The organism is Shewanella sp. 0m-8, from assembly GCF_052977265.1.
In genome coordinates this window covers 139094-152447 of record NZ_JBRIMB010000007.1, presented here as the reverse complement: position 1 = coordinate 152447, position 13354 = coordinate 139094, and the positions used below count along the sequence as shown (strand labels likewise).

Here is a 13354-nt window from a genome sequence, read left to right as displayed (position 1 = left end):
TATTATTGAGTTTGAAGACAGACTTGTGAAACATATTAACTAAAACTGCAGTTACACAGAATCTGTTACACCCTCCTGAGAATAAATCTAAGGCATTAAATCTAATTGGTTACCCCCTCTCCAGCGCCTTCAAACCCTGCTAACCAGGTTTTCAACAGTAGGTTTAGCGCGGGTTGTTCAGCACCTGACAACTGTTCAACTAATTTGTGTTGGATCCGCACATGGTCTTCAATGGCTTTATCTATGGTGTTAAAGCCTTTTTCAGTTAAGCCCACCGATACACTGCGGCGATCTTTTTTACTGTGCACTCGCTCTATTAAGCCTTTGGTTTCAAGCTTATCTAAACGGTTGGTCATGGCTCCCGAGGTGAGCATCATCGATGACAACAAGGCTGATGGTGTGAGATTAAACGGTTCTCCTGAGCGCCTTAATGTCGCTAAGACATCGAACTCGCCCATGGTCAGGCCGTATTGTTTATGACAAGCTGCAATCTCAGCCTCGATGTGTTTTTGCAAACACATAATACGCCCGAAAATAGCCATCGGCAGCGTATCTAAATGCGGCTTCTCTTTGGCCCACTGTGCTATAACCTTATCGATATCTTCCATTTTTCACCTTTAATTTGCGTCAAGCAGGCACACCATTAATAAACTTAACGCTTAGATACTTCACACAAAGATACTTTACAAGAAGAGACTTTACAAAAATAAATTATCGGTCCACAATAAAATATATCTTCACGCAAAGACACTTAATATAAAGGTAGTTTATGAATGTGTTTATTGCCATGATCCCGGCATTTTTTTGGGGCACAACCTACGCCATGACGCAGCTTACTCTGCCCGACTGGCCGCCACTGCTACTAGGAGCGATTCGTGCCTTGCCTGCTGGATTAATTTTACTGGCAATTAAACCTAGCCTACCGAATAGAGCTGACTGGCCAATTTTAGTTAAACTCGGTGCCATCAATATTGCCATCTTCTTCAGCCTCATTTTTGTAATGGCTTTGACACTGCCCTCGGCATTATCAGGTGTAGGTATGGTTTCGGTGCCCGTATTTGCCATGCTATTTCATTGGCTGATTAATAAAAAACGCCCTAATCTACTACAAGCTATATCCGGTCTCGTTATTGTGATCTTGGCTTGGCAGCTGTTTGACCCAAGCTCCATCAGTTTAAACCCTGTCGGGCTGTTCGCTATGTTGGCCGCAATAAGCTGCATTATTGTTGGCAGCACCATGACTAAAGAACTCGGCACACGTATTCATTGGTGGACGGTACTGACGTGGCAGCTCATTATTGGCGGCACCTTGCTACTTTTGGTCTCAGGCATTGAGGCTTTATTCTCAGCAGATAAGTATCTAGCTATAGCCTCTGGATTTAGTCTAATGAATAGCTTTGGGATTGGCTGGATTGTGCTGCTAAACACAGTGCTCGGTTACGGCTTATATGTATGGTTATTACAGCGTATGAGTGTGGTTGATTTTACCTTTGGCAGTATTGCGAATCCAATAGCAGGGATTATCAGTGGCATTTTGTTAGTCAATGAATCTTATAACTCACATCAATATCTACTGATGGCAGGGATGATACTAGCTTCAGTTTCCCCCGCGTTAATCCAAATGCTTAGGCGACGCTTTACGCTGGCATCGACAACGAATAAGTAAGGCTACCAAGCAATAAGCTCAGCCTTTGCCGCTGACCTTATTACTGTTGTTTTTGTTATCGCTCTTATTGTTATAGCTGTTTTTGCAAAAAAGCATGATCTATTGCACATTTCCCCCCGTCTTGCTTGCGCCCCACCAGCAGCTGCGTACAATCCGCGCCAACAATTTATTGTGCTGTATATCGCTGGAAATTTGGTCCAGAAGTCTCTACCACAAGACCTAATCTTGTGACTACAGCCCAATCACCGTCCGTTGCCAAACACTTGGCAGCCCAGTGGTATCTGCCAATAAATTTATTGAATTTCTAATGTAAGAAGAATACGTGAGCGCTGCATAGAGCCTCATGTATGAAGAACGCATTAATAACGCATCAATAAAATAAGGCATCACTGTGGCGATCTCTAGCTTACTTCTACGTACGGGGCAGTCCCGTTTTATGGAATCGACGTTCCAACTTTCACAGCGCAATGCCAATGTTGGCACCGAGCTCTACGCCGGTTTTATCACCTTTTTAGCCATGAGTTATATTTTGGCGGTGAATCCGGCGATCTTGGGCAGCATAGAGGGAATGGATAAAGGCGCGATCTTTACCGCCACCGCCTTAGCTGCCGCGTTAGCCACCTTGATAATGGGTTTTTTCGGTAACTACCCAGTCATGTTAGCGCCCGGCATGAGCATGAACAGCTTCTTTAAGGGCATGTTAGCGTCGAGCTCAGTTGGGCTAATTTGGCACGAAGCCCTGTTCGGTATTTTTCTGTCCGGCATCGTCTATCTGATCTTTTCCATGACTAAGATCCGCAAACAGATGATCGAATCGATCCCAGAAGATCTTAAGCTCGCAATCACGGTTTCATTGGGATTATTTATCGCTTTTCTCGGCTTAAAAAATGCAGGCATTATTGTCGCCCACCCAGCCGTGCTCGTCAGTATGGGAGACATTACTCAGCCTCAAGTTGCAATAGCCTTTATCAGCCTTTTTGTCGCGGTAGGTTGTATGGTGAGAAACATCAAGCTGGCCACTTTTGTCGCCTTTATCGCCTCGATTACGCTCACTCTCATCAGTGATGCCGTGCTCGGTACTCAGTACGCCCCGATCCCCGAAACCTGGTTTAGCGCACCACCAAGCATAGAGCCCAGCTTTGGTAAGGTGTTTAATTTTGAGTTTCTAACCGCTGACAAGTTATTTGATCTGCTGTTTATCGTGATCATCTTTTTTATCGTTGATTTCTTCGATGGTTTATCGACCATTGTCGGTGTGGGTAAAGATGCAGGTATTATCGATAAAGACGGTAAAGTACCTAACGCTCGCGCCGCATTAGTGGCTGATGCTGGCGGCACCGTCATTGGCAGTGTATTAGGCACCACTTCCATTACCGCTTTTTCAGAGTCAGGCATCGCCTCGGCTCAAGGGGCGAAGACGGGGCTAGCTGCGGTTGCTACTGCGTGTTTATTCCTATTGGCACTCTTCTGTTATCCGGTATTTTCAATGTTCTCAACCGCAATTGTTGCCCCTGCGATGATTGTTGTCGGTATTTACATGGTGGGACGTTTAGGCAAAATTAATTGGGATCATAAGCCATCATGCATTGCAGCCTTCTTTACCATCATGTTCACGATTTTAAGCTTCTCACCAGCCAACGGCATGGCGATGGGCTTTATCAGCTATGCGTTCTCCATGGTAGTTGCAGGTAAAGGCCGTGAAGTGCATCCGATTATCTATGTTTTATCGATCATTTTTATCGCTTATCTGGTGATGCTCTAAGCTAACACCTGCAAGAATAGAAAGGCCTGTGCAATTAAGCTATGGCCTTTTATCCTTGCTGCAACACACTTAAATAAAAAGCACATAAATAAAAAGCACTCTAAAAAGAGTGCTTGTTATTTAGCTATAAACGCAAAAATGAAGCGTCAACCTTAGGACTTATCGCAAGTAGAGCTGTAGTGATTAAGCTCAATAAGGCCACGTAATATAATGCCGTGATAGCGGGCTTTAACCAATTGATAATCCATAGAAGGTGCAAAGTAATAAGTCACCTCTTCGCTGCCCGTTTGCTTAACCGGAATGACGCTTAACTCACCCCAATGGGCAATATTTGTTGTCAGCGGTTCTTGTACATAATATTGATACGGCTCTATTGCATCGGATGCCTGCCTGATTAAGCGAAATTGTTGTCGCCCTTGTAGCAAAAACTCACGCATCTGAATGGCCAAGGTATCGACATCGCGGAGCGGAATATCAGTAGAGTCGTAACGCTCGATATCACCATCAATATCCACCTGAGAGCTCAGGCCATTAGCGCTAAAGCTGGCGCGCATATCTCGGGCGCGAAACCCGGTCACTTTTTGATGAAACTGGCTGGTAAGCCACTGACGGGTTAGGTTCGACCAAGCAAGCGTTGCAGTTTGATGGTATTGAGTACCAATACCTAGAATACTGGCCTCACTTTTAGTAATCACCTGCGCGGTTTGGCCTTGCCAATTCTCCGTACGATCCATCGTGCCTGTATGGATGCCACTGACGTAAATATCGTATTTAGCGTTACGGCTACACAGCTTAGGCTCTGCGGCCATTACTGCGTCTTTTGCTGCTGCATCACTAGCAAAAACATTAGTGCTAGCGACACCAAAGAGTCCGTACAGGCTTATCATGATGGCAAGGCTACGACTCATGATTAAAAGACTTCGTTCACATTAAGGTAGAAGTTAGTTTCGTTCTCGCCCACACCAATATCTAGGCGTAAATTAATATTGTCTTTGATTTTAAAGCGGAAACCAGTGCCGTATGAAGTCATTAACTCTTCATTAAGATCGCTCACCTTTGATGCTACGCTACCGACTCCACCCCAAAACACCATGCCATAACGCTGAAAAATAGGTAAACGGTATTCAACTTGGCCCATCATCATCTGCTCGTCACGGTAACGGCCTTTGATATAGCCACGCATCGCTCCTGAGCCACCGAGGTCTGGCAACATGTTCCAAGGCACATCGCCATTGGTGAAATGCCCCTGTACCTGCCAAGCGATAAGACCTGGCGCCGAACTCAGCAAAGAGGTTGAGCTCAAGTCGATATAATTTGCTAACTCAAGATTGTAAGTCGAGAACGTCGAATATTCGCTGTTTTGATACAGACCGGCATCGATTTGGAATAACCAACCTTTAGTGGCATTTAAGCGGTAATCACGCGAATCATAGATACTGGTTACCACCACTCCCGAGCTAAAATTATTTGGCAGAAGTGTATCTGAATCTACTGGCATCTCTGTTTCGACCAGCTCTAATTTTTCAGCACTGGCGTAAGTGAAATCTGCGCCCACACCTAGAAAGTAGTTATCGGCAATTTCCGTCATCCAGCGTGGTTTAAAACTATAAACTTGCTCTTCAAACTCATGGTGATTAGCGTCGATATTACCTTGTTCGATACCCTGTCCATAATAAACAGCCGCTTCGTTATGTAGCTCTAGCCCCAGCTGTAAACGCTGCTTACCACCGTTGAAAAAGGTCATATTTTCAACTTCAACACCATAAGAGTTGTTCATCGACACAAATGAGTTTAGTACTAAGGATGATGGCTGCTCATCACTCGATGCGCCGTCTGTTTTATATAAGCCCACCATCAGCAAACCCACACCAAATTTCTTCTCAGGCGTGTAATAGGCCGTAGGCAAGTAGCTCATATCGATAGGCTTACTCTGATCAAACTCACCGTCAGCACCAAACACAGACAAGATATCGTCGACCCAAGTCGGCTCCATATCTTTAGGCGTTTCAAATAAAGGTTCTACAGCGACAGCTTGATGAGATAAGGCCAGCAGGGTTAACAGCAAAATCCGTTTCATAAATACTCGAATTAATAGTGAAGAAAATAGACGTTTATAGGCGATATGCTGTGAAAGAAACGTGATGACTCTGGTCGCGATTCGCCGAGCGCGCATTCTACCACTACAGCCACATTCAACAATGACTTTTTTTGCTTAAGGATTAATCAGCCAATAATTTCCGATAACGTATTTATTTAGTTATAAAAACAACCAAGCTCCATAACTGGTAGAGCTTAGTTGTCGCTACAGCAATAATCGTTTAAGCACTTTTATTTAACGACTCTGGCTGTAGATACTTAGCGATATCGATCTCATTTATCTGAGCCGAGTCCAAAAATTTATGCGCATATTCAAGATAGATCCCGCTCGATAAAAATAGCTTAAAGATATCCATATCTAAGTGATCATCCAATGCCATCTTATACAAGATATCGATAGCAACGCTGAGTGGCTTAGCCTTTTTATAAGGTCTATCTGCAGCGGTTAGCGCTTCGAATATATCGGCAACCACTAAGATCCGCTCGGGGATCGATAAGTCTTCAGCGCTGAGCTTACGTGGGTAACCCGTGCCTTTTAAGGTTTCATGGTGAGTAGAGGCGTAGCGCGGTACGCGCGCAAGCTCTGGGGGGAACGGTAGGTTCTCTAGCATCTTAATGGTACTGGTGACATGCTCATTAATTTTAAACCTGTCTTCAGTGGTCAAAGTGCCTCGTGAGATAGAAAGATTATACAGCTCACCTAAGTTATATTGATATTCAGGGATCGCCATTTTAATACCAAACTTAGGATCAAACTCCACCTTATTGATCCGCTTGATAATATGTTCAGGTTTATCGCGCAGCAACGGCTCTGTGACCGGATAAACGTCCTCGCCTTCTCGCTCACTAAGATTAAGTTCTTCGACTGGTGACAGCCCGAGCCTATCGTCAAAATGACGCTGCCAGCTGATTTTAGCCAGTTGTGCTAGGCGATCTGTCGACTCTTGATCCATAAACTCGCCGCCAACATTGGCCTTGGCGATAAATTTAAAGTCCTCTAGCAATTGCGATCGCTGCTGATGGAGCTCTGCAAGAAGCAGTTCTTCTGACTGCTCGCCCGACTGCTTAGCGTCTTGCTTACACAATATCGTTTGCTTTAGATATTCAATCTCGGCGTCTCGCCACAACACCTCAAAGCGCATCCTAACCTCATGAATACGGTTATAAACGGCTTCAAGCTTACTGCCCTTATCGACGATATATTCTGGGGTGGTGATCTTGCCGCAATCATGCAGCCAAGCGGCGATTCTAAACTCGCGCTGCTCATCATCGGAGTTAAATTTAAAGTCCTTAAAAGGGGCTAGTTCTGAGTTTTCTGCAGCCTGAGCCAACATCAGGCCAAGCTCTGGCACTCGATTACAGTGTCCTGCGGTGTAAGGAGATTTATCATCAATAGCTTGCGCTATGAGTTTGATAAAAGACTCCATTAACTCCTTTTGATTCTCCTCATGCGCCTTAATCGCACTCGACATATCCATCATAGAGTGCGCCAATTCATCAAGCTCGGTGATGCTTGACTCAACTCGCTTCACTGCATCATATTGACGGTTTTTAATCTTGTCATTTTCAATCGCCAATAATTTAATAGGTCGAATAATAGGAGATGAAAACAGCCAGGATACGGGCAAGATAATCAATAAGCAGATGCTGGTGAGCAAAATAGATTGCTGTACTTTCTCAATACTGGTCGCAAGTAACTGCTCCATTGGCACCACAATCGCAAAATACTCTTGATTCCCAGCTGAAGGCTCTTCACTTCCAGCCGATGCATCACCAAAAGGGGTTACATAAACAAACTCCTCAACCCCATTTAACTCACGACGAATTAAGTTTTGTTGGTTTTCCGGCTCAGCCGCTAGATCAATAAGGGCTTCAAAAGGCACTGTCCCTTGCGTTAATAAAGTCTGCTTTACTCCTTCACCAAACCACTTAGCCCTCAGAGCTTTGATTTGAGCCGGGGTGATATTAGCTAAAGCCTGATTAATGATTTCAATAATATCTGCTCTGTGAGCAGGCATCACAACGTGTAAACCGGTATTCAGTTTTATCGGAGAGAAATCTAGCTGCTGATGATATTGGATGTGCTTAACAAAAAACTGATTAGCTGTGTAATGCAATATGATGTTGCTATCGAGCGCAGCAAAAATCTCCCCCTGTTCAACCGCATGCAATATGGCATAGGTGGAAGGCATCTCGACTATCTCAATCTGCGGATAATTTTGCTTAATAACCTCAATAATCGACCAACCAGTCGGTATCGCAACCTGCTTACCATTGAGTTGCTCGATATGCGTGATCTCTGGCGTTCCTTGCTGGGTTGCTATCGCGTAGGGAAGCTCAAGAAAAGGCTCGCTAAACTTTCCTAATAAACGTGTCTCATCGGTTTTAATCACAGAGTGCAGCATGTCTAGTTCATGATCTTTATAGCTTTCAGTTAATTCACTCCAGCTAAAACCATTGACATAGTTCAACTCTAATCCTGTCATATCGGCAACCAGATTGAGTAGATCGACACTATAACCCTGAGGCATGCCTGATATGGCAAAATCAATAGGCGCCCAATCGGTTTCATTGGAGACTAACAGCGGCTCAGTATTTTCTACCAGGGCGCGTTGTTTTGCAGTCAAAGCTAACTCTTTAGACTTAGGTATTTCAATCGCCGTCTTTTGTACTTGGTTCGATGCGATTAGCTCACCACTTTGCTTGTAGAGATAAATATTTTTCTCCGTGATCCCCTTTTCACTCTCCCCCTGCATAATCAGATAATCTGAAAGTGATGACAGGGCGATATCTAAGGCAAGCACGATTTCGGAGTCTGCGAGCTTTATCGAATAAGTTTGCCCCGGAGATTGCAAATGCTGAAACAGATAAGGCTCTGTTTTAGAAACTGCATGAGTATGAGCATCAACAAACCAAGGCCTAACTCTAGCGTCATACTCACTGGGCTCTGTTTGCATCACGCGTAAATTAAACTGCTCATCGAAATAGGACTGCTCTTTTCGCCGTAATGTCCCCCCACCACTGATGGTAATCATCACCCAACGATCTAGATGGGATGCATTAAGCTGCTTTCTTATTATTGGGTGTGCATCCAAATTAATCAGCTCATAAAAATCCCCATTAGGCATGCCTACATAAATGCCATAAAACAATGGGTTAATTTGCATGACGTCAGCAAACGCCTGCCTGACTTCAGGATTAAAGGCACCATCTATCACAGGCGTATCAAAGTTTGACAGTAAGTGAGTGGTATTAATCGCGCGATTATCGACTTGAGTAAGGTAGCTACTGGTATTTTTAGCGGTAAGATTGTAGAGCTTAACAGCGGCATCTGTAGCCATGTTTTTACTAAAGTAATATTGCAAACTAATGGCAATCGCGGCGGTTAGAATAGTGGCTAAGATAAAGATCCCAACCACGGTAACACGAATGGTAAACCGTTTATTACTCATCTTGGCTAAGTCGCCCATAGTATCCTAACTCTGTCATCCAATCCTTGAATCAACATCTTACAACAAGGCTGTAACAAATAAACAGCTTGAAATGAAAACAAAGTTCCCACTCACTCCATGTGACTAAATTAAAGCAAGCTAGAGAATAGTCTAAACCTTGAGCAAGCACTGATTGCATGGGGTTATTAGCCCATATTATGCTAAAATAGCTGATCAGCTTTATGAATGTGCAGCAACTCTCATTTGTGTAACTGAACGTAGTAAAGCCTACCGTGATTAACTGATGAGGATACAAGATATGAGCAAGCTAAATGCTGAAGAGCGTAAAGCACGAGATAACGAACGTTTCGCGCAACGAGTAGATGAGCGTAGAGTGAAAGGCGAAGATGTGGTTGCGTACGCGCTTGCCAATAAAAAAGCCTTTAAGTTTCTGACTAAATCAGAAAAACACAGCCTTAAACAAAGACAAGCTGCGCTTCTGGAAGAAGCGAATACAAAAGCGACACAAGAATATAAGCTGAAAGAGCAGCAAGAATTAGAAAAGATTGAAGCGGCATTTACTGAACAGTAGAGCCCGATGAACAGCCATAATCACTGTGGCTGTTCTCCCCCCTCCCCACACACAAAAAAAAGCCGATTTTATTGGGACTTATATTTGCACTTATGCTGCAAACAGCCAAATTGACATCGATACTTCTCGCCTAAGTGCTCACCCAACCTTTGTTCTCTTCGATAAAGTAATTGCGTTCATTAAGACTTATACCAATTGGTATTAGCCCGCACTAATAGATAGCACTGATAGATAGCCCTAATTAAAACGCCGCTCACATTTAATCGATAAACTCAGGCAGATTATATTTTGGTACTTATACAATTGATATATTATCCCGCCGTTGAGTCACTCAGCCCCAAACTTAGGTTGATTAGCCTTAGATTCTCAGAGTAACCAACACACTAATCACGAGGAATTATAATGCTAGCTGTTAATGAATATTTTGCAGGTCAGGTTAAGTCTATCTCTTTTGAAGGTGCCGACAAACCTGCATCTGTTGGCGTAATGGAGGCTGGTGAGTATGAATTTGGTACTGCGGCGCCTGAAGTTATGCAAGTGATCTCTGGTGCGCTAACGGTAATGCTGCCAGGCCAAACCCAGTGGCAAACATTTAACGCCGGTGAACAGTTTAATGTTATCGGTAATGCCAAGTTCCAAGTTAAAGTCGAGACCCAAACTGCCTACCTGTGCATCTACGGCTAACTCAGAGCTGGTCAAAATAACCATTCAAAAAGTGTAGCCGTTAAACAAGCAAACCATCCACTGACTGTTCCATAACGACGCTGTTGAACAGCTCAAACTGGATGGTTTTTTGCTTATTTTATTGAATCCACCGCACAAGTTCATCAGCCGTTTTCAACGCATACTGCCTTTTTACCAAGCGACCAGATGGATCAAAAAGTAACAGCTCTGCTGAATCAGCGCGATGCTTGGCTATCAATAACTCTCCTTCAGGGCTGCCGGTAGTCGCAATCAAAAAGTACGCTTGGTCACCAAGCTGGTCACGCGCGTCATTCATTTGCTCGGTCTGACTATTACTCACAGCAAGGCCATTGTCGTAAACAAACACGACTGTAGGTTTACCGCTGCCGATCTGCTCATGTGTTGCCTTAAACCCTTTAGGCATGACCATGACTAGCACGGCAAACAACACCACTATGGAAGCGATTACCCCCAAAGCAATCCAAGGCTTACGACGAGTTGAGTTTGTATTATGTGTATCCAAGGTACAAATCCTTCTTTTAACGATTGAAATACAAAATAAAGTCACCCATTGTAATCAACTAACCTGAGGCGGATCTTAAAATTTGCAGATAGTTTTGCTCGGGAAAATCTGGGGTTCATGCGCTGTTAGCTGCTTGGTAAGCTGGCTATTTTACTACAATGACTGATTAACCTTACAGTTTTGAAACTGACTTTGAATACAGCGTTGACTGTTAATCTGTGCTTGCTGTAATTGCTGCTCATTGAGTTTAGCCACCATCTGTTTAAGCCGCTGCTTAGCAAGATCATTACCTTGAAAGCTCGCCGCATCTAACCAGACATAAACCTGTACTAAATCAGACTCGCCATTATTACCGTTATACTCCAGAGTCGCCAAATCGACTTGCGCCTCTGGTGAGCCCTGAGTCGCCGCTTGCCATAACCATTGTTTCGCTTTTAACGTATCGACGGCTCCCAACCTGCCCTCGATATAAACCATACCGAGCCGATGCATAGCAGGAATATAACCGCGTTCAGCACTGAGTCGATACCAATCGACGGCTTGCTGTGGATTAGCGTATTCATCTAAATAGAGATTACCAAGCACAAATGGCGCTTCGTTGTGGCGATTATCACTACTTAGCTTTAGCCAACGCTCAGCAATAGTGAGATCTTTCTCGCCGCCATTGCCCTCCATGTACATAAGACCCAACATAAACTGCGCCTCTGCTTGATATCTAGGCTGTTGCTGACTCTGCTGCTGATGTTGTAAAGAGTGGCTTTGATTCGCCACTTGTTCGTACCAATAGCGTGCCAATTGCGGCTTTGCGCGACTTGATGCCCCGCCTCGATACAACTCAGCCAAAGAATACTGCGCCCCCAGTGAGCCTTGCTCCGCCGCCACCCGATAAAGAGCCATTGCGCGGTTAATGTCGGCCTTTACTAGCATTCCCTTGGCGTACAAATATCCTAGATTAGTCGCAGCATCGACGCCCCCCTTAGCTGCATTTTCAGTGCATTCAGGTGATACAGCATCAGCCTGCCCCGCCACGGCATATTCACACCAAGGGTCAAATATCTTTGCAGCTAACTGAGTTTGTTGCTGGCTACCGCAACCAGCCAGAGCAAGGTTTGCGACTAAAATAGTCAATAATATACGCATAGGGAAGACCTGAAATCTGAATTTATGATTGTAAATAGTGCTGCAACTAAAGCGCATTATTTTGGCCAGTGATGATACAACAAGCCGCAGCTTACCGTTTGCTTTTGCATAAAATAGCCATGCCTTACAAGCGCTAATCCATGTAATGACTCAACCAAGAGTGTTTTTTTCGCCTAAAAGCCCCCATAGGAACGATAGCTGTCGTTTATATCGCCAATAATGGCTATAGTGGTGTTAAATTGACCTAGCGCAATAGCCAGTTACTGTCGATACCAAAAACAATGGAGCTGTACCATGAGATGGATTTTCACTGTAGCAATATTATACTTACTATCTGCTTGCTCAAGTGTTCCGCCACAGCATTCGCAAAAACTGCCTGAGTTGCCACAAACCAATCATCAGCTTTTTAACGTATCGGGCCATAGCGTCCCAACATATGAAGATCTAGTGTCACTGACAAAAATACAAGTTGATGACATTCATCAATTCGTGAGTCAAAAAGCTATCGCCATGCTTCCCAGACATAAGCAGGTATCAGAATATCTATCTAAAAGGTTAGTTAATTTTAATTACCAAGGTGCTAACTATCCCGCCAGAAATGCCATGGATAAGGTGGGTGGAAATTGCATGTCATTAGCTTTATTGAGTTACGCCGTAGCAAAAGAGCTTGGTGTAGAGACTGTATTTCAAGTTATGCATACCGAGCCACTACTGTTAGATATTACCGCTGATTTCGCTGTAACATCGAATCATGTACGCACTTTTCTTTATGAAAAGAGTGGCAGCGAAAAAGAAAATAAGGGCTTTTATTTTTCGACTAGAAACTACCTAATACTGGACTATTTCCCAGGTCGTTATGATCGCGTCGGTAAAATTGCCAATAACAGTCAATTTATAGCGATGCTTTATCGGAACCTCGCGGCAGACGCCTTACTCGATAGTGATCTTGATTTAGCCTATAGCTTATTAAGCGAAGGAATTAAATATGATGATAAATATGCTCCCTTGATCAATATGATGGCGATTGTACATCGCCGTAAGGGAGATGTAGTAACATCTGATGCACTTTATCGTTATGGGCTCGCTGTGTCTGACTCAAAAATAAGCTTGCTCAGCAATTATCATTATCTGCTTTCAAAACAGGGAAATACTGAACAAGCAAGGAATGTAAAACAACAGCTGTTGAGCCTACAAGACTCTTCGCCTTATGACTGGTACCTGATAGGGCAAGATGCACTTGCCAATGACGACTTTAAAAGTGCGGAAATTTATCTCCGTAAGTTTTTAAAGAACACTCCGTATTACCACAAAGCCTATTTTGACTTAGCAAAAGCGCAATATGCGTTAGGCCAAAACGTGTCGGCCAAAAACTCTATCAAGCTCGCTTTAGAGTATGCCGAGTTGCCGCAAAACCAGCAGCAATATCTAGCAAAGTTAAACTGGCTCAAGCAGAAGTAGT

11 protein-coding genes and 1 riboswitch are annotated in these 13354 nt (G+C 43.9%); of the genes, 5 read left to right on the top strand and 6 right to left on the bottom strand.

The genetic code is table 11. The features are described 5' to 3' along the window. Window positions 1–101: 101 nt before the first annotated feature. Entirely contained in the window at window positions 102–608 is a 507-nt protein-coding gene (locus tag ACVBIO_RS05490) for a MarR family winged helix-turn-helix transcriptional regulator (protein WP_447172154.1), read from the bottom strand. 161 nt (window positions 609–769) lie between these two features. Here ACVBIO_RS05490 and ACVBIO_RS05485 point away from each other — a divergent pair, with 161 nt between their 5' ends. After that, window positions 770–1666, top strand: coding sequence for a DMT family transporter (locus tag ACVBIO_RS05485; protein WP_447165758.1), 897 nt, complete (start codon window positions 770–772; stop codon window positions 1664–1666). Between the two features lie 154 nt (window positions 1667–1820). Further along, window positions 1821–1920, top strand: a riboswitch (purine riboswitch). Window positions 1921–2057: 137 nt separating this feature from the next. Next, a complete protein-coding gene (locus ACVBIO_RS05480) occupies window positions 2058–3428 on the top strand; it encodes an NCS2 family permease (RefSeq protein WP_447172153.1) in 1371 nt (456 codons plus the stop codon). A gap of 152 nt (window positions 3429–3580) precedes the next feature. Here ACVBIO_RS05480 and ACVBIO_RS05475 read toward each other — a convergent pair whose 3' ends face one another. The 3 genes from ACVBIO_RS05475 to ACVBIO_RS05465 all read right to left on the bottom strand — a co-directional run bounded on the left by ACVBIO_RS05475 (window position 3581) and on the right by ACVBIO_RS05465 (window position 8995). After that, the gene (locus tag ACVBIO_RS05475) at window positions 3581–4237 is read right to left on the bottom strand and encodes a hypothetical protein (protein WP_447172157.1); all 657 of its coding nucleotides are present in this window, start codon (window positions 4235–4237) and stop codon (window positions 3581–3583) included. Between the two features lie 101 nt (window positions 4238–4338). Continuing rightward, window positions 4339–5505 carry a BamA/TamA family outer membrane protein gene (locus ACVBIO_RS05470; RefSeq protein WP_447172152.1) on the bottom strand — a complete coding sequence of 389 codons (1167 nt, stop codon included), beginning with the start codon at window positions 5503–5505 and terminating at the stop codon, window positions 4339–4341. Window positions 5506–5746: 241 nt separating this feature from the next. Continuing rightward, window positions 5747–8995, bottom strand: coding sequence for an HD domain-containing phosphohydrolase (locus tag ACVBIO_RS05465; protein WP_447172151.1), 3249 nt, complete (start codon window positions 8993–8995; stop codon window positions 5747–5749). Between the two features lie 280 nt (window positions 8996–9275). On the opposite strand from ACVBIO_RS05465, the gene ACVBIO_RS05460 reads away from it, so the two are divergent. Beyond that, entirely contained in the window at window positions 9276–9548 is a 273-nt protein-coding gene (locus tag ACVBIO_RS05460; protein ID WP_447159687.1) for a DNA polymerase III subunit epsilon, read from the top strand. A 402-nt stretch (window positions 9549–9950) separates the two neighbouring features. After that, window positions 9951–10232: a pyrimidine/purine nucleoside phosphorylase gene (ppnP, locus tag ACVBIO_RS05455; RefSeq protein ID WP_447159688.1), complete on the top strand. Its 282-nt coding sequence runs from the start codon at window positions 9951–9953 to the stop codon at window positions 10230–10232. 118 nt (window positions 10233–10350) lie between these two features. Here the strand turns inward: ppnP and ACVBIO_RS05450 are convergent, their stop codons facing one another. Further along, entirely contained in the window at window positions 10351–10755 is a 405-nt protein-coding gene (locus ACVBIO_RS05450; protein ID WP_447163259.1) for a hypothetical protein, read from the bottom strand. A 153-nt stretch (window positions 10756–10908) separates the two neighbouring features. Then, window positions 10909–11895, bottom strand: coding sequence for a tetratricopeptide repeat protein (locus tag ACVBIO_RS05445; protein ID WP_447172150.1), 987 nt, complete (start codon window positions 11893–11895; stop codon window positions 10909–10911). A gap of 294 nt (window positions 11896–12189) precedes the next feature. Between ACVBIO_RS05445 and ACVBIO_RS05440 the strand changes: the two genes are divergently transcribed. Further along, window positions 12190–13353, top strand: a complete 1164-nt coding sequence (locus ACVBIO_RS05440; protein ID WP_447172149.1) for a tetratricopeptide repeat protein — start codon at window positions 12190–12192, stop codon at window positions 13351–13353. Window position 13354 lies beyond the last annotated feature (1 nt).